We start from the raw sequence: 17647 nt of genomic DNA, 5'->3' as shown, positions 1-17647 counted from the left end.
GGCCACAATGGAGGTCATGCCCATCCCGACCGACCCCCGCCGTGCCCGATCACGGGACAAGCTCCTCGACGCCGCGGCGGACCTCCTCGTCTCAGGCGGCGCGGCGGCGGTGACGGTCGAGGCGGTCACCCGGCTGTCCGGGGTCGCGCGGACCACGCTGTACCGCAACTTCCCGTCGACGGACTCGCTCATCGCGGCCGCGTTCCGCCGATTGCTGCCCGCCCCGGAGCCGCCGCCGACGGACCTCCCGCTGCGCGAGCAGCTGCTGCACCTGTGCGCGTCGATGACCCGCCTCATCCAGGACGCGCCCCTGCAGCAGTCGATGCTGGGATGGCTGGCGATGGGCCGCGGCGCCTCGGAGGACGACGAGGTCGGCCAGCTCCGACGCGGGGTCGTGGACTCCTACACGGCGCCGCTGCACGCGGCGCTCTCCGCCGCGGAGGCCGACGGCACCCTCGTCCCCGGCGACCGTGACCTCGCGGTGGCGCAGCTCGCCGGACCGGTGGTGCTGGCGCGGATGATCGGCCTGCGCGCGTTCACCCCGGCCGACGTCGAGCGGCTGGTCGACGACTTCCTCCGCGGCCGACTGGCGGACCGGGCGTGACCTCCGTCGGAGCGATCGTGCTGGCCGGCGGGCGCGCGAGCCGCCTCGGCGGCGTGGACAAGGCCCGGGTCGCCGTGGCGGGGCGGCCGATGATCGAGAGTGTCGTCGGCGCCGCCCGGGCCGTGGCCGGGTCCGTCATCACCGTGGGCCCCGGTGGTGACACCCGTGAGGACCCGCCCCACTCCGGGCCGGTCGCCGCGATCACCGCGGGGCTGGCGGGACTGCCGGGGACGGTGGAGCTCGTCGTCGTCGTCGCCTGTGACCTCCCCGATCTCGACGCCGCCACCCTCCGCGCCCTCCTCGCCGCGCTGCGCCGCCCCGCCGCCTCGACCACCGGCGCGGGCGAGGTCAGCGTCCCGCGCGCAGCGCTCGCAGTGGACGCCGCCGGGCACGACCAGTTCCTCCTGGCCGCGTGGGACCGCCGCGCCCTCGCCGCGCGCCTGGCCGCCCTGGAGGCCGCCGGCGGCGTGGGCGGGCGCGCCGTCCGGACCCTGTACGACGACGAGGAGGTGGTCCGCGTCCCCGTCGGCGCTCCCGCGCGGGACGTCGACACGTGGGCCGACCTGGCCGGACGCGGACCCGTGGCCCTCACTCACGTCGGGGCCGTCCTGCGGGCGGGGCTGCCACCACTGCCGGCGGTCGGGCGCCCGCCCCTCGACGCGGTGGGGGCGGTTCTCGCGGCGCCGCTGATCGCGGCGGACCCGATGCCGAGGGGGCCGGTCTCGGCAATGGACGGCTACGCGCTGGCCGGGCCCGGGCCGTGGCGGCTGACCGGGGCCGCCCGCCGCGCCGGGGACGGCTCCCCCGCCTCCCTGGCCGCGGGGACGGCGGCGCGGATCGCGACGGGCGCGCTCGCCCCGCACGGCACCGACCGCGTGCTGCGGCACGAACTGGTCGAGGTTCGCGGCCCGGGCGGCGCAGAGGTTTCCGGCACGGCGGTGCCCGGCGACGCCGCGGTCCCGGGCGACCCTGTCATCACCGCGTCGGCCGGCGCCGACGGGGTCGACGACCTGCGTCCGGTCGGCGAGGACTGGCCGGCCGGGCACGCGCTGGCCGCGGCCGACACGGTGCTCGACGCGGCACTGGCCTCCGCGGCCGTGTCAGCAGGTGTCGAGCGGGTGTCCGTGCGCGGCCCGGTGCGGGCGACGGTGGTGACCACGGGGGACGAGGTCCTGCCCGCGGACACGCCTTCTCCCCTGCCGTCGGGGCGGATCCGCGACACCGTGGGGCCGCTGCTGAGCGGGCCCGCCGGGGTCCTGGCGCGGGCGGGGTTCGGGGCGGTGGACCCGCCGCGCCACTGCCCGGACACGGCCGAGGCGGTCGACGATCTGCTCGGTGGTTCCGATTCCGGTTCGGACGTGCTGGTGTTGGTGGGCGCGACCGGCCGGGGCGTGGCCGATCACCTGCGGCCGGCGCTCGAGCGGCTGGGGGCGCGCGTCGTGATCGACGGGGTCCGCGTCCGGCCCGGCGGCTCCCAACTCGTCGCGGAGCTGCCCGACGGGCGCGTTCTGCTGGCGCTGCCCGGAAATCCACTTGCGGCGGTGTGCGCGGCCGCCACCACGGGTCGGGCCCTGGTCGACGCGCTCACCGGCCGGCAGCGCACGCCGGTGACCGCCGAACTGGCGGGGCTGGCGGGGCTGGCCGACGTGGCGAATCCGAACCGCGCGCGGATCCTGCCCGCCTGGCCCGTCGGCACCGGGGGTTGGCGGCTCGCCGACCGCGTCCGCACCGCCCATCTCGCCGATCTCGCGGGCGCCCCCGCACTCGCCGTGGTACCCGAGGGCGGGAACGCGGGGACGGTTGCGAGCTCAGGGGCGGGCTCGGGCTCGGGCGGCCGTGTGGAGCTCGTCGACTGGATCTGACACCGGGCGGGCGGGCGCGGGCGCGGGGCGGCGCGGGGCGGGCGCGGGCCGGGTCCGCGCCGCCCTCAGCGTCGTCGTCAGCCTCGTCGTCAGCGTCGCCGGTTGCGCATCTTCCCGACGAACTCGCGGGCCTTGCGCTGATTCTCCGGCTTCGAGGCCTCGCGTTTGACCACCTGGACGGCCTTGAGCGCGACTCCGCTCCGCAGTGCGTTCCGTAGCAATCCCATAGTGCACCCTCAATCGATCGGCGGTGGAGCAAGTCTACCGCCGCGCGGTGGTCCCGGCCTCCGGTCGCGGGCTCCGCGGAAGCCCCATGCCTCCGCCCCGCCGGGCGGGCGGGCCGGCGGGCGGGCCGGCGGGCGGGCCGTCGTCACGAGGGGCGTCCCACGCAGCCGCTCGTCCGCATGGCGTCTCGCACGCACCGCGGGGTGGGCGAGACGCCATGCCGAGGGGCGGCTGCAGATCTGGCGGGCAAGCATAGGAGCGAGACGCCAGGGAGAGGAGCGGCTGCGCGGGTTGCGCGATGCAGGCCCGGGGGCGGGAAGCCGAGCCCGGGAGCGAGACGCCAGGGAGAGGAGCGGCTGCCGCGTGAGTGCGCTCCCCGCGGGCGTTGCCGCAGGTGGGACGGGCAGCAAATGACCAGCTCAATACGTATTTGAGATCACCCGCGACAAATGCACTGCAACAAGTCGCAATATGGCACGCTCGGCGTTGTGCAGTTGTCCCGGTCTTCCGATCTCGCGCTCCGCGCCCTCATGCGTCTCGCCGTCGCCGACGAACGCGAGGAGCGGATGACCGCTGCGGTGATCGCCGAATCGGTCGAGGCCTCTGTGAGCCACGTGGCCAAGATCGTCTCCCGCCTGGTCGAGTTGGGCCTGGCGGAGTCGCGGCGCGGCCGCGGCGGCGGGCTGGTCATCACCGAACTCGGCCGGCACGAGTCGGTCGGGCGGCTGCTGCGCCGACTGGAGGGCCCGGGCGAGGTTGTCCAGTGTGAGGGCCCGACGCCCTGCCCGCTCGCGGGCAACTGCGGACTCCGACGCGCGCTGGTGGACGCCCGCGAGGCGTTCTTCGCCACCCTCGACCCGCTGACGGTCGACGGGATCGTCCGCACGCCCACCCGCCAGGTGTCGCTCAGCCTCGGCGCCCGCCCCCGGACCGGCCCGGGACCCTGACCGCCCGGTCGGTGACACCCGCCGACCCTCGTCCTCCACCCACACGCAGTCCGACCCACCTGGGGCTCGGACGGCCGCGTCGCGCCCCGACACGTCCGTCGCTGTCCCGGCGCTCTCGCAGAAGGAGTACCCGTGACCACCTCGATCACCACCCTGGAGTCGATCCTCGCGCATCCCCGCGAGCTGTCCGACGAGCACGCCGCCGTGGTCCGCGAGACCCTGCCCGTGATCGGCGCCCACATCGACGAGATCACGCCGGTCTTCTACCGGACGATGTTCGCCGACAATCCGGAGCTGCTGCGCGACACGTTCAACCGCGGCAACCAGAAGCTCGGTGCGCAGCAGCGCGCGCTCGCCGCGTCCATCGCCACGTTCGCCACCCTGCTGGTGGACGGCCGGAGCCCGGTGGACATGCTCTCGCGGATCGGCCACAAGCACGCGAGCCTGGGCATCACGCCCGACCAGTACCAGGTGGTCCACGACTACCTCTTCGGCGCGATCGTCGAGGTCCTGGGCGAGGCGATCACGCCGGAGGTCGCAGCGGCGTGGGACGAGGTCTACTGGATCATGGCCGCCGTCCTGGTGGACTTCGAGAAGGCCCTCTATGCCGAGGCGCAGGTCGAGCCGGGTGACGTGTTCCGCACCGCCACCGTGCTCGCCCGCGAGGACGTCACGGACTCGGTGGCCGTGTTCACCCTCGGCGGGCCCGACGGCGAGCCCCTGCCCGACTTCCGTCCCGGCCAGTACACCTCGGTCGGCGTGGTCCTGCCCGACGGCGCCCGCCAGCTGCGCCAGTACTCCCTGTCCACCGCCCCGGGCGACGGCACGTGGCGGATCGGCGTCCGCCGGGTCGACGCGGACGGCGATGCCTCCCCTGCCGGCGAGGTCTCCGGATGGCTGCACGCCAACGCGACCGTCGGCACCACGATCCAGGTCACCCTCCCGTTCGGCGATCTGGTCCTAGACGCCGCCGGGATCGGGGAGGGCCACGAGGCCGCCCCGATCGTGCTCTGCTCGGCGGGGATCGGCATCACGCCCATGCTCGGCATGATCGCCCACCTGGCGGCGACCGAGGACACCCGTAGGGTGCTCGTCCTGCACGCCGACCGGAGCCCGGCCGATCACGTGCTCGCCGACGAGGTCGCCGGTGAGACCGCGATGCTCGCGGACGCCGAGGTCCACACGTGGTACGAGCAGGCCGCCGACGCCGGCACCGATGTCGTTTCGGGCCCGGGCACGGTCCACCGCGGCTTCATGGATCTGTCGCCGGTCCCCCTCCCCGAGGGCGCACATGTCTTCCTCTGCGGTTCCACCGGCTTCCTCCAGTCCGTCCGCCGACAATTCCTCGACGGCGGCGTGCCCGAGGATCGCCTCCACGCCGAGCTGTTCGCGCCCAACGACTGGCTGGTCTGATCCCGCCGCCGTGGGTCCGGTGCGTCGCCGTCCGGGCCCACGGTCGATTTACTGTCGCGAATTAGCGGAGATATCAACCAATTGGGGTGGCCAATTACCTTTTCGCCCCTTATCCCGAGACATTATCTGCGGTTATTCAGGGCGTTTTCTCCGCGCCAATTCCCTTAAAAACTCTAAATACTCAACGCGGAGTGTATTTAGCCGATAACAAAGTGCCCCAAGGCGCGAGAAGCACCAACCGCGCGACCTACGGTTACACACACTCAGGTTCGGGCCCGCCCACAACCGAGCGGACCCGCCGCACGAGAATCAACGCGAAAGGACCTCCGGTGCCCTCAGGCCCGAACTCCCCACAGACAGGGTCCGCGTCTCCGCAGCCGGCGGGCCCACAGCCCGCGGCCGGCCGGCCCCAGTCCCCGGCCACGCCCGACCCGAAGCAGGCGAACATCGCTCTCGCCCTGTGTTTCTCGGGCTTCCTCCTCACCTTCTGGGCGTGGGCGCTCATGGGCCCGCTCGGGGCGACCTACAAGGACCAGCTCGGGCTCAGCTCGTTCCAGCAGTCGCTCGTGGTGGCCCTGCCCGTGGTGGTCGGGTCGCTCGGCCGCATCCCCGTCGGGGCGCTCACCGACCGTCTGGGCGGTCGTACAATGTTTCCGCTGATCGCCGCGCTGACGATCATCCCCACCCTCTTCGTCGGGTTCGTCGACAGCAGCTACGTCGCCCTCCTCATCGGCGGGTTCTTCCTGGGGATCGGCGGCACCTCCTTCGCCGTCGGCGTCCCCACCGTCAACTCCTGGTTCCCGCCGCACCGGCGCGGCACGGCCATCGGCATCTTCGGTGCCGGCATGGGCGGGACGGCGATCGCGGCCTTCACCACCCTGCGACTCCGCGACGCCTTCGGCGACCAGGCGCCGTTCATCCTGGTCGCGGTCCTGCTCGCCGTGTACGCCGTCATCGCCCGGGCACTGCTGAAGAACTCGCCGGCGTGGGCCCCGGCCCAGGGCAACTGGGTGGTCAAGGCCGCCCGGACGCTCGCCCGCCCGGTCACCCTCAAACTCGCCTGGCTGTACGCGATGGGCTTCGGCGGGTTCGTGGCGTTCTCCGTGTACCTGCCCACCTACCTGCACAACTTCTACGAGTTGGACATGGAGGACGCGGCCCTGCGCACCGCGGTGTTCGTCGTGATCGCGGTGGCCTGCCGGCCCCTCGGCGGCGCGCTGGCCGACAGGTTCCCCGGCGCGTGGGTGCTCATCGTCAGCTACATCGTCACCGGGCTGATGGCCGCCGCCGCGACCGAGCGCATGCCCCTCATCAACACGGAGGGCGGCACCCTCTACCCGCTCGGCACGGTGGTGTTCCTGTTCATGGGCGCGTCCCTCGGCGTCGCCTCGGGCGCCGTCTTCGCCCTGGTGGCCGAGCTCGTCGAGCCGTCGGCCGTCGGGTCGGTGACCGGCATCGTCGGCGCGGTCGGCGGTCTGGGCGGCTTCGTCCCACCCCTGCTCCTCGGCTACTTCTGGACCGCCCACGGCAACTACCGCATCGGTCTGCTCCTGCTGTTCGTGCTCTCCGCGGCCACCGCGGTGCTCACGTGGCTGTGGTTCCTCCGCTCCGGCCGTAGCGCCTCCCCCGCGACTGAAAGGACGTCGGCATGACCAGCGTCGACTCGCCCAGCTCGTCGTCGTCACCCTCGGACGGCGGGAACGCTCCCGCCGGTTCCGGGCGGCTCGACGGCCCCGTCACCGACGCCATCCTCCGCACCGGGCGGTTCTTCCGCCGCGGCGAGGCCTCGGAGGACCTCCGCACGGTCACCCACACCGGCGGCCGCGACGCCGACGTGTTCTACCGCGACCGCTGGAGCCACGACAAGGTGGTCCGCTCCACCCACGGTGTCAACTGCACGGGTTCCTGCTCGTGGAAGGTGTACGTCAAGGAGGGGATCATCACGTGGGAGGCCCAGCAGACGGACTACCCGGACATCGGTGACGATCTGCCGGCCTACGAGCCCCGCGGCTGCCCGCGCGGCGCGGCGTTCTCCTGGTACACCTACTCCCCCACCCGCGTGCGCTACCCGTACGTGCGCGGCGTGCTCATGCAGATGTGGCGCACCGCCCGGGCCGTGCACTCCGACCCGGTGGACGCGTGGGCGTCGATCGTCGAGGACCCCGTCCTCAGCGCCCACTACAAGGCCGCGCGCGGCAAGGGCGGGCTCGTCCGTTGCCGCTGGGAGGACGCCCTGGAGATGGCGGCCGCCGCGCACGTGTACACCGCCAAGACCGTGGGCCCCGACCGCGTCGCCGGGTTCTCCCCGATCCCCGCCATGTCCATGGCCTCGTTCGGCGCCGGCGCCCGCTTCATGCAGCTCTTCGGCGGCTCCATGCTCTCCTTCTACGACTGGTACGCCGACCTGCCCGTGGCCTCTCCGCAGGTGTTCGGCGACCAGACCGACGTCCCGGAGTCCGCGGACTGGTTCAACTCCACCTACCTGGTGATGTGGGGCTCCAACGTCCCCGTCACCCGCACGCCGGACGCCCATTTCATGGCCGAGGCCCGCTACAAGGGCCAGAAGGTCGTGGTGGTCTCCCCCGACTACGCGGACAACACCAAGTTCGCCGACGAGTGGATCCACCCGCACCCCGGGACGGACGGCGCGCTGGCGATGTCGATGGTCCACGTGGTGCTCACCGAGTTCTACGCCCGTCGAGACACCCCCGAGTTCACCTCGTACGCCAAGACCTACACCGACCTGCCGTTCCTCGTCACCCTGCGCACCCGCGCCGACGGCACCGTGGTGCCGGACAAGTTCCTCACCGCCGACGCCGTGCGCCTCGACGTGGACCCGGGCGAGAACGCCGCCAGCAAGACCGTGATGCTCGACGCGGTGACCGACCGCGTGGTGGTGCCGAACGGCACGCTCGGCGACCGTTTCGGCGAGCAGGGCAAGGGCCGCTGGAATCTCGACCTGGGCGAGATCGACCCGGTCCTGAGCCTGCACTCCCCGGGCGGGGACACCGCCGAGATCGTCCTGCCGCGCTTCGACACGCCGCGCGGCGAGGCCGACACCGTCACGCGCGGCGTGCCGGTCCGCACCGTAGTACTGGACGACGACGACGAGGTCATCGTCACGACCGTGTTCGATCTCATGATGGCGCAGTTCGGCGTGGCCCGGGAGGGCCTGCCCGGTGACTGGCCGACCGGATACGACGACCCCGCCCCGTACACCCCGGCGTGGCAGGAGGAGCACACCGGCGTACCCGCCGCCCAGGCCGAGCGCTTCGGCCGCGAGTTCGCGCAGAATGCGCTGGACTCGGGCGGCCGCTCGATGATCCTCATGGGCGCCGGCACCAACCACTGGTTCCACTCCGACCTCATCTACCGGGCCTTTCTGTCCCTGACCATCCTGACCGGCTGCCAGGGCGTCAACGGCGGCGGCTGGGCGCACTACGTGGGCCAGGAGAAGGTCCGCCCGCTCACCGGGTTCCAGCAGGTCGCGAACGCGCTGGACTGGTCGCGCCCGCCGCGCCAGATGATCTCCACGGCCTTCTTCTACCTGCACACCGGGCAGTGGAAGTACGACGCGTACGCGGCCGACGTGCTCACCTCCCCGACCGGCGACGGCCGCTTCGACGGCATGAGCACCCCGGACCTGGTGGCCATGTCCGCGCGGTTGGGCTGGATGCCCTCGTACCCGACCTTCTCCCGCAACCCGCTCGACCTGGGCGACGAGGCCGCCGCGGCGGGCGTCCCCGCCGGCGAGTACGTGGTGGACCGCATCAAGGCCGGCGACATGCGGTTCGCGGCCGAGGACCCCGACGGCCCCGGCAACGCGCCCAAGATCCTCACCGTGTGGCGGTCCAACCTCATCGGGTCCTCCGCCAAGGGCGACGAGTACTTCCTCAAGCACCTCCTGGGCACCGACAGCTCCCTGCGCGCCGATCAGGCGCCCGAGGGGCACCGCGGCCGCGACATGGTGTGGCGCGAGGAGGGCGACGCGACCCCGGACGGCAAGCTCGACCTGCTCATGACGCTGGACTTCCGGATGACGTCGACCACGCTGTTCTCCGACCTCGTGCTGCCGGCGGCCACCTGGTATGAGAAGCACGACCTGTCCTCGACCGACATGCACCCGTTCGTGCACTCGTTCAACGCCGCGATCAACCCGCCGTGGGAGACCCGCAGCGACTTCGACACGTTCAAGATGCTCGCCGAGAAGGTCTCCGAGCTCAGCCACGGCCACCTCGACGCGCGGACCGACGTGGTGGCGGTACCGCTCGGTCACGACACCCCGGACGCGATGGCCAACCCCCGCGGCACGGTCGCCGACTGGAAGGACGGCTCGTGCGAGCCGGTGCCGGGCAAGAACTTCCCCAAGATCGCCACGGTCGAGCGCGACTACCGGCTGATCGGCGAGAAGTTCGGCTCCCTGGGCCCGCTCGCCGAGTCCGCCGGCATGCCGGTCAAGGGCCTCAACCTCAAGCCCACCGAGGAGATCGCTGCCCTGCTGCGACACAACGGCGAGACGCGCACGGGCGTCGGCCGGGGCCGCCCGCGGCTCGACACCGACATCCGGATGTGCGAGGCCATCCTGTCCCTGTCCGGCACCACCAACGGTCGCCTGGCCACCCAGGGCTTCGAACAGCTCGAGGAGCGCACGGGCCGTGAGCTCGCCGACCTGTCCCGCGGCGAGGAGGGCAAACGCATCACGTTCTCCGACACCCAGTCTCGGCCGCAGCCGGTGATCACCTCGCCCGAGTGGTCGGGGTCCGAGCACGGGGGGCGCCGCTACAGCGCGTTCGTCATCAACACCGAGCGGCTCAAACCGTGGCACACGCTCACCGGCCGGATGCAGTTCTTCATGGACCACGACTGGATGGCCGAGATGGGCGAGCAGCTGCCCGTGTACCGGCCACCGCTCAACATGCACGAGCTGTACGGCGAGCCCAGGCTCGGCCACGACGGCGGAGCCGAGCTCACCGTGCGGTACCTGACCCCGCACAACAAGTGGTCTATCCACTCCGAGTACCAGGACAACCTGCTCATGCTCAGCCTCGGCCGTGGAGGACCGATGGTGTGGATGAGCGACGCCGACGCCGCGCTCATCGGCGTCAAAGACAACGACTGGATCGAGGCGGTCAACCGCAACGGCGTGATCGTGGCGCGCGCCGTGGTCTCGCACCGCATGCCGGCGGGCACCGTGTACATGCACCACGCCCAGGACCGCACGATCGACGTCCCGCTGTCCGAGACCGACGGCAAGCGCGGCGGTATCCACAACTCGGCGACCCGGATCATGGTCAAACCCAGTCACCTGATCGGCGGGTACGCCCACTTCAGCTACGCGTGGAACTACATCGGTCCCACGGGTAACCAGCGCGACGAGGTGACGGTCATCCGCCGTCGCTCCCAGGAGGTGCAGTACTGATGCGGGTCATGGCACAGATGGCGATGGTGATGAACCTCGACAAGTGCATCGGGTGCCACACCTGCTCGGTGACGTGCAAGCAGGCGTGGACCAACCGCGCCGGCACCGAGTACGTGTGGTGGAACAACGTCGAGACCCGGCCCGGCCTCGGGTACCCGCGCACCTACGAGGACCAGGAGCGCTGGAAGGGCGGCTGGGAGCTGGACCGGAGGGGGCGCCTGCGGCTCAAGGCCGGCGGGCGGGCCAAGAAGCTCATGCAGATCTTCTCCAGCCCCACGATGCCGTCGATCGACGACTACTACGAGCCGTGGACGTACGACTACGACACGCTGGTCTCCGCACCGCTGCAGCAGCACACCCCGGTCGCGCGCCCGTACTCGCTCATCAGCGGCGAGCCCATGAAGATCTCGTGGTCGGCCAACTGGGACGACAACCTGGGCGGCTCCCCCGAGCACCTGGCGAACGACCCGATCGTCAAGAAGGTCGGCACCGAGGTCAAGGCCGAGTACGAGCAGACGTTCATGTTCTACCTGCCGCGGATCTGCGAGCACTGCCTCAACCCGTCCTGCGCGGCCTCGTGCCCCTCCGGCGCGATCTACAAGCGCGTCGAGGACGGCGTGGTGCTGGTGGACCAGGACAAGTGCCGTGGGTGGCGCCAGTGCATCACCGGCTGCCCGTACAAGAAGGTGTACTTCAACCACCGCACGGGTAAGGCCGAAAAATGTACGTTCTGCTTCCCCCGCATCGAGGTGGGCATCCCGACCGTCTGCTCGGAGACCTGCGTCGGCCGGCTGCGCTACATCGGCCTGGTGCTCTATGACGCCGACAAGGTGGCCGAGGCCGCGTCCACCCCGGACGAGAAGGACCTGCTCGCCGCCCAACGCGCGTGTTTCCTCGATCCCGACGACCCCGAGGTGATCGCCGCCGCGCGCGCCGAGGGCATCCCCGAGGACTGGCTGGACGCCGCCCGCCGCTCCCCGATCCGCCGGCTCATCCACGACTACGAGGTGGCTCTTCCGCTGCATCCGGAGTACCGGACCATGCCCATGGTCTGGTACATCCCGCCGCTGTCCCCGGTGATCGACCGGATCTCCGCCGACGGTGGCGACGGCGAGGACCCCGACATCCTGTTCTCCGCGATCGACCGGCTCCGCATCCCGCTGGAGTACCTCGCCGAGCTGTTCAGCGCGGGCGACGTGGACGTGGTGCAGGGTGTGCTCAACCGGCTGGCCGCCATGCGCACCTACATGCGCGACATCAACCTCGGGCGCGAGCCGCGCGGCGAGCTCTGCGAGGCCGTCGGCATGACGGAGGAGGAGATGTACGAGATGTACCGCCTCCTCGCCCTGGCGCACTACGAGGAGCGGTACGTCATCCCCACCGCGCACCAGGAACAGGCCCACGACCTCGAGGAGCTCGTCACCGAGTGCAGCCTCGACTTCGACGGCGGCCCCGGCATGGGCGGCTCCGGCCCGTTCGGCGAGGGCTCGGGCGACCACAACGTGCCGATCGCCGTGGAGAACTTCCACGCTCTGCGCGACCGGCAGACCGCCGACACCGCCGCCTCCCCGGAGGGCAAGGACCGGCGGATCAACCTGCTCAACTGGGACGGCAACGGGCGCGCGGGCGGCCTGTTCCCGGGAAAGAGGTAGACCGGTGGCCGCAGACTTCTTCACCGGCGACCTGTTCGCCCGCGTCCGCCAGGCCGTTCGACCGGGACGTACGCCCGTCGTGGGCCGCGGTGCGCCCACCGACCGCGCCCTCTACCAGGCGGCCTCGCTGCTGCTGGACTACCCGACCACCGAACTCGTGGAGCAGGTGCCCACCGTGCGGGCCCTGGTCGCCGAGCTCGGCGGCCCGGCCCGGTCCCTGCTCCCGCTGCTCGACAGGCTCGAGAGCGAACCGCTGACCGACCTCCAGACCGAGTACGTCGAGACCTTCGACATGCGCCGGCGCTGCTGCCTGTACCTGACGTACTACCAGCACGGCGACACCCGCAAGCGCGGTTCCGCCCTGCTCGCCTTCGTCACCGCTTACAAGCTCGCCGGCGCCGTGATGTCGGCCCACGAACTGCCCGACCATCTGGGCGTCGTCCTGGAGTTCGGCGCCCAGCACGACCTCGACCGCTGCCGCGGCCTGCTCGTGAACCACCGGCCGGGCCTCGAGCTGCTGCGCATCTCGCTCACCGATCGCCGGTCGGAATGGGCCGGGGTCGTCTCGGCCGTCACCGCCACCCTCCCGCCGATCGACGGCGAGGGCCACGAGGCGGTTCGCAAGCTCATCGCCCAGGGCCCGCCCGACGAGGACGTCGGCCTCGAGGCGTTCACCTCATCGTCCTACCTGGAGAGCGGGGCCCACCCATGACCGATGTGACCTGGATCGACGTGTTCCTGTGGGTCGTCCTGCCGTATGTGTGCCTGGCGATCTTCGTCGTGGGCCACTGGTGGCGGTACCGGTATGACAAGTTCGGCTGGACCACCCGGTCCTCGCAGCTGTACGAGTCCCGCCTGCTTCGCTGGGGAAGCCCGCTGTTCCACTTCGGCTTGCTGTTCGTGATCGGCGGGCACATCATCGGCCTGGTGATCCCCAAGTCGTGGACCGAGGCGGTGGGCATCTCGCAGGAGGCCTACCACTGGCTGGCGGTGGTGATCGGCGCGATCGCCGGCTTCTGCACGGTCGTCGGGCTGATCATCCTCATCTACCGCCGCCGCACCGTCGGGCCGGTGTTCTCGGCGACGACGCTCAACGACAAGGTGATGTACGTCTTCCTCGCGCTGACGATCTTCCTCGGCATGAGCAACACGATCATCGGCAACATCATCAGCCATTACGACTACCGTGAGGACCTGGCCGTGTGGTTCCGCGGCATCTTCTGGTTCCAGCCGGACCCCGCCCTCATGACCGACGCGCCGTTCAGCTTCAAGGCGCACGCGATCGTGGCGTTCCTGCTGTTCGCGATCTGGCCGTTCACCCGGCTCGTCCACGTGTTCTCCGCGCCCGTCGGGTACCTGTGGCGGCCGTACGTGGTCTACCGCTCGCGGCCGACCGACCAGTTCGGCAACCGCCACTACCGGCGCGGCTGGTCCCGCGAGGACGTGGCGGACGTCAGCCGGACCGTCGGCACGAAGCGGTAGCCGACGACGCAGCCCGCCGGGCACGCACCGCGGCACACGCGGCACGGATCGGCTCCGCACAGCCGCCCGCCGGCATGGCGTCTCGCGCGCACCGCGGGGCGGGCCAGACGCCATGCCGAGGGGCAGCTGCGGATTCGGCGGGCGGGCCCGGGAGCGAGACGCCATCGCCGGGAGCGGCTGCGAGGGTTCCACGACGCACGCGCACGAGCGAGACGCCAAGCACGGGAGCGAGACGCCAGGCGCAGGGGCGGCTGCGGGTTCGGCGGGCATGCGCAGGGGCGGATGCCGAATCCACCGCGCGGGCGAACGCAGCGCCTACCGTGTCAGCTTTCCGCGACCGCGCCAGCCGCCCCGACCTGGATGAGCGTGCCCCACGGGTCGTCGACCCGCAGAACGGCGCCGTCGTGGCGGGCCCGGAACCCGTGGTCGGTCAGGCGCTGCTGGAGTGCGTCGACGTCGTCGGCGGTCGGCAGGTCGATGTTCACCTGCCCCAGCCCGAGGGCGGCCGCGCGCGGGCCCGCCCCGGCGGTGCCCCACGTGTTGACGGCGATGTGGTGGTGGTACCCACCGGCGGCGATGAACAGGGCCGAGCCGACATCGCTCATCACCTCGAATCCGAGGGCGTCCACGTAGAAGTCGCGGGCCACACCGATGTCGCCGACCTGCAGGTGGACGTGGCCGAGCGTCGCGCCCGGCGGGCTCGCGGACGTCTCGGGCAGGTGGGTGCGCAGGAACGCGGTGGGATCCAGCGGATTGGTGGCCACCTTGAGCAGACCGTGCGACTCGGTGGCCCAGGTCTCCCGGGGCCGGTCCGCGTACAGCTCGACGCCGTTGCCCTCCGGGTCGTCGAAGTAGAACGCCTGGCTGTACAGGTGGTCCGAGCTACCGGTGAACGACCGGGGCGCGTTCCGGGCGACCGAGGCGACGGCGGCGGCCAGCGACGCCTCGTCGTCGAACAGCACGGCGGTGTGGAACAGACCCGCTTCGCCGGACTTCCGCGGCGGCAGGTCGGGCATCCGGCGCATCCGCACGAGCGGGAGGCCCGCGCGGCCGAGCACCGCGGTCTCGCCCGAATGCTCGAGCACCTCCAGGGTCACGCCCTCGGAGTAGAAGCCGATCATCGCGTCCAGGTCACGGACCAGCAGCTCCACGGCTCCCATGCGGGTGTCCGGCGCGAGGAGGTCGTCGGCGGGCCGCTCGACGAGGCTGCGGGGGTCGGGGTTCTGGACGTAGACGGGCATGGCGCTCTCCTGGATCGTCGGGTCGATCAGTCGGTCGATACTATTTGATGTGTCATCCATACCAAGCGGAGCGGGCCGTCGTCTATTCCGTGACGCATCAAGTGCCCCCGGTCAGGACCGGTCAGGACCGATCAGTCACTCACGTCGAGAAAGCCCGTCGCGCCCTTCTCCGCGTCAGCGAACGAGTGGTCCACGAAGACGTAGCGGCCGGGCTCGGCGGGGGTCATCTCGACGAACCCTCCCTGCGACGGCGCCACGTCCAGCGCCTGCGCCCCGCCGCCGCTCCCGCCGAACGCGTCGCGACCGTCGCGCAGCCGATACGCCCCCTCCTTGTACACGGTGTCGAACTGCCCACCCACGACGTGGAAACTCGTGCCATCGCTCGGACCCGCCGCGACCACCCAGATCCGGACGGTTTCGCCCACCCGCGCGGTGAGCGGGTCCCGCCGGTACTGCGTGGCGTGGCCGTTGAACATCACCAGGTCGGGCCGGCGGGCGGCGATCTTGTCCATGTCGAACGGCTCGTCGTCGCCGCCCAGATACGCCTCCGACTGCACCAGGACGTACTCGCGGTCGACCTCCGGCAATTCCGGCGGGTCCACGATGAGCGCCCCGAACATCCCCGCCGCCACGTGCCCGCTCATCGGCGCGGTGGCGCAGTGGTACAGCCACGCCCCCGCCCGCTTCACGGTGAACCGGTACTCCAGCTCCCCGCCGGGCGGGATCGTGCGCATGACCTCGTCGGGGCGCACGTCACCGGCGTGGAAGTCGATCGAGTGGCCGATCGTCCCCTCGTTGCGGAAGGTCACGACGAACGTGTCCCCGACCCGGCCGCGCAGCGTCGGCGCGGGCAGCCCACCGTTGTAGGTCCACACCGGCCGCACCACCCCGGGCGCCAGCTCGTCGGTGGTCTCCCTGACCGTGAGGGTGATCCGGTGCTCACGGCCCGGCGGCGCGGGCGGGAGGACGGGGTCACGGGTCTCGACATCGTCCGATGGCGGGGAGAGGACGTCGATCGCGTCGGTCGGCGACGCCGCACCACCGACGCCACCGCTGGTCCCGCCACCAGCCGGATCACCCCCCTCGACCTGCACATCGAAGGTCATGCCCATCGCCTTGTGCCCGGCGATCGTGCACCATCCCTCGACCGGGCGGCCCACCACGCCGACGTCCACCCGCGCCGTCTCACCCGGCTCCACTCTGCCGGTCCCGACCCCGTTGGCCAGGTAAAGGTCGTGAACCGTCGTCTCGTCGTCGTTCCTCAGCTCGATCACCAACCGGTCACCGACGGGGACGGTCACGGTGCTCGGCTCGAACCTCATCCCCACCGCGACCACCTCGACGGTCGTGGTGTTCCCGCTCGGGGTGACCGCGGCCGATCCGTCGGTGCGGCGCAGCGGGGAGGACGGGTCGACGGCGAGGACGGTCCCCGTCGCGAGGGCCGCCACCAGCAGCGCCGCCAGCGCACCGATGAGGTTCCGGCGCCGGCCGGGGGCGATCTCCGCGCGGGCCGTGTCCGCCGTGACCCGGGCGGGCTTCTCCCCGGCCTCCCGCGCCGCTGCGGCCGCGCGGATCACCCGCAACTGCGCGCGGACGGCCCGGATCATCACCGGCAGGAACAGGACGAAGCCACCGAACGCCAGCAGCGAGCCGACGACCCGCGTCCAGCTCGTGCCGCCGGGCGCGAGGAAGACGATCAGCCCGGCGTTGACCAGGACCAGACGGAACGCCGCGAGGCGGTTCATCTCGACCATCCCCGCGCGCACGGCCGCCGGCCCCCCGCGCATCACGGTGGGCATGAGGAAACTCATGGCGCCGAACAGGATCTGGGCGGCGGCGCCGGCGAGCAGCGGGGCGGTCACGTCGCCCAGGTCGGCCATCCGGCCGGTGGCGACGAGCCACGTGGCCCACCCCAGCGCGATCGGCAGCCACACCAACCCGCAGGCGATGCTCATCGAGGCGAACTCCCGCGGCGGCGCACTCCGTGCGGCGCGGACGAGGTACACCAGGTGCCACAGCACGGCCAGCAGGTACACACCCAATGCCACGGCGATCACCGGCTCCACCCCGGCGAGCGAGGCCCCCGCCGCCGCGACGACGGCCGCCGCCATGACGGCCAGGGAACGGGTCGCCGCGGTGTCCTGGCCCCGCGCCATCGGGGTGCGCAGGACCGTGGCCCAGAAGGTGACCAGCGTGGTGAGGACCGTGATGCCGACGAATCCCAGGACGTTGACGGCGAGGTGGAACGCCCGCAGGCGCACGCCCCACTCCTCGCCGACGCCGACCCCCATGGCCGCGCCCGCGACGGCCCCGGCCGGCAGGAACGCCGCCGCGACCGCGTAATACCGAACGATCGGCCGGAACCGGGTCGGGGCGGCCGCGCGGATCTGCCGTACGAGATCCACCACGTACCAGGCGACCGCTCCGCCGACGACCGTCGCGCCGGCGACGATCGCGATCGGCCACGCCCCGATCATCCCCGCGACCAACGCCACGATCCCCGCGTTGAGGATCATGATCCTGCGCACCTGGACCGCCCTCGACCCCTCCACGGGCCGCTGGTGCAGCAGCGTCTCGGTGAAGTGTTGGCCCCAGACGAGGATCGAGTTGGTGAGCAGGCCCAGCGTGAAGACGTGGATGACCGTCCACGTGGACGCGGGCACCCACCGGTGCACCACGCCCAGCACCACCAGCGCGATTATCCACAGTTGCACCGGCCGGGTCGCCCGCCGATGCCACGATCCCGTCCGCCGGGACGGGGAGCGGGGCGCGGGACTGCTCATACCGCCGAGTCTAGGCCTG

Annotated in this window: 12 protein-coding genes; 9 read left to right on the top strand and 3 right to left on the bottom strand. The window is 71.8% G+C overall.

Annotated features, from left to right (window positions below):
* Positions 1-16: 16 nt before the first annotated feature.
* Both DCI01S_RS02725 and DCI01S_RS02720 read left to right on the top strand, forming a co-directional pair.
* Entirely contained in the window at positions 17-604 is a 588-nt protein-coding gene (locus tag DCI01S_RS02725) for a TetR/AcrR family transcriptional regulator (protein WP_109148624.1), read from the top strand.
* Positions 601-2466: an NTP transferase domain-containing protein gene (locus DCI01S_RS02720; RefSeq protein ID WP_061227828.1), complete on the top strand. Its 1866-nt coding sequence runs from the start codon at positions 601-603 to the stop codon at positions 2464-2466. The genes DCI01S_RS02725 and DCI01S_RS02720 overlap by 4 nt, the downstream gene beginning before the upstream one ends.
* Positions 2467-2555: 89 nt before the next feature.
* Here the strand turns inward: DCI01S_RS02720 and DCI01S_RS17480 are convergent, their stop codons facing one another.
* Entirely contained in the window at positions 2556-2693 is a 138-nt protein-coding gene (locus tag DCI01S_RS17480; protein WP_165928478.1) for a hypothetical protein, read from the bottom strand.
* Positions 2694-3179: 486 nt separating this feature from the next.
* On the opposite strand from DCI01S_RS17480, the gene DCI01S_RS02715 reads away from it, so the two are divergent.
* The 7 genes from DCI01S_RS02715 to narI all read left to right on the top strand — a co-directional run bounded on the left by DCI01S_RS02715 (position 3180) and on the right by narI (position 13604).
* Complete coding sequence (locus DCI01S_RS02715) at positions 3180-3638, top strand: RrF2 family transcriptional regulator (RefSeq protein WP_007627491.1); 459 nt, start codon at positions 3180-3182, stop codon at positions 3636-3638.
* 132 nt (positions 3639-3770) lie between these two features.
* On the top strand, positions 3771-5051 hold the full coding sequence (locus tag DCI01S_RS02710) for a globin domain-containing protein (RefSeq protein WP_061227827.1): 1281 nt from the start codon (positions 3771-3773) through the stop codon (positions 5049-5051).
* Between the two features lie 329 nt (positions 5052-5380).
* On the top strand, positions 5381-6703 hold the full coding sequence (locus DCI01S_RS02705; RefSeq protein WP_082767610.1) for an MFS transporter: 1323 nt from the start codon (positions 5381-5383) through the stop codon (positions 6701-6703).
* The gene (locus tag DCI01S_RS02700) at positions 6700-10470 is read left to right on the top strand and encodes a nitrate reductase subunit alpha (protein ID WP_061227826.1); all 3771 of its coding nucleotides are present in this window, start codon (positions 6700-6702) and stop codon (positions 10468-10470) included. The genes DCI01S_RS02705 and DCI01S_RS02700 overlap by 4 nt, the downstream gene beginning before the upstream one ends.
* Complete coding sequence (gene narH, locus DCI01S_RS02695) at positions 10470-12122, top strand: nitrate reductase subunit beta (RefSeq protein ID WP_061227825.1); 1653 nt, start codon at positions 10470-10472, stop codon at positions 12120-12122. The genes DCI01S_RS02700 and narH overlap by 1 nt, the downstream gene beginning before the upstream one ends.
* Positions 12123-12126: 4 nt before the next feature.
* Entirely contained in the window at positions 12127-12834 is a 708-nt protein-coding gene (gene narJ / locus DCI01S_RS02690; protein ID WP_007627481.1) for a nitrate reductase molybdenum cofactor assembly chaperone, read from the top strand.
* Positions 12831-13604 (top strand): respiratory nitrate reductase subunit gamma, encoded by a 774-nt coding sequence (gene narI / locus DCI01S_RS02685; RefSeq protein ID WP_061227824.1) that lies wholly within the window; start codon positions 12831-12833, stop codon positions 13602-13604. Before narJ ends, narI begins: the two co-directional genes overlap by 4 nt.
* A gap of 323 nt (positions 13605-13927) precedes the next feature.
* Here narI and DCI01S_RS02680 read toward each other — a convergent pair whose 3' ends face one another.
* Together DCI01S_RS02680 and DCI01S_RS02675 are read right to left on the bottom strand one after the other, a co-directional pair.
* Positions 13928-14905, bottom strand: a complete 978-nt coding sequence (locus DCI01S_RS02680; RefSeq protein WP_244881627.1) for a VOC family protein — start codon at positions 14903-14905, stop codon at positions 13928-13930.
* A 71-nt stretch (positions 14906-14976) separates the two neighbouring features.
* Positions 14977-17628, bottom strand: a complete 2652-nt coding sequence (locus tag DCI01S_RS02675; RefSeq protein ID WP_244881626.1) for a multicopper oxidase domain-containing protein — start codon at positions 17626-17628, stop codon at positions 14977-14979.
* Between the last annotated feature and the right edge of the window lie 19 nt (positions 17629-17647).

This window comes from Dietzia cinnamea NBRC 102147 (assembly GCF_001571065.1).
Taxonomy (GTDB): domain Bacteria; phylum Actinomycetota; class Actinomycetes; order Mycobacteriales; family Mycobacteriaceae; genus Dietzia; species Dietzia cinnamea.
Note: the sequence above shows the minus strand (reverse complement) of the source record. Positions and strands in the feature narration are given on the sequence as shown.

Excerpts from the sequence above, each read along its gene's own strand:
- DCI01S_RS02725 (WP_109148624.1), top strand. The coding sequence starts at position 17 with ATGCCCATCCCGACCGACCCCCGCCGTGCCCGATCACGGGACAAGCTC.
- DCI01S_RS17480 (WP_165928478.1), bottom strand. The coding sequence starts at position 2,693 with ATGGGATTGCTACGGAACGCACTGCGGAGCGGAGTCGCGCTCAAGGCC.
- DCI01S_RS02700 (WP_061227826.1), top strand. The coding sequence starts at position 6,700 with ATGACCAGCGTCGACTCGCCCAGCTCGTCGTCGTCACCCTCGGACGGC.
- narH (WP_061227825.1), top strand. The coding sequence starts at position 10,470 with ATGCGGGTCATGGCACAGATGGCGATGGTGATGAACCTCGACAAGTGC.
- narI (WP_061227824.1), top strand. The coding sequence starts at position 12,831 with ATGACCGATGTGACCTGGATCGACGTGTTCCTGTGGGTCGTCCTGCCG.
- DCI01S_RS02680 (WP_244881627.1), bottom strand. The coding sequence starts at position 14,905 with ATGGATGACACATCAAATAGTATCGACCGACTGATCGACCCGACGATC.
- DCI01S_RS02675 (WP_244881626.1), bottom strand. The coding sequence starts at position 17,628 with ATGAGCAGTCCCGCGCCCCGCTCCCCGTCCCGGCGGACGGGATCGTGG.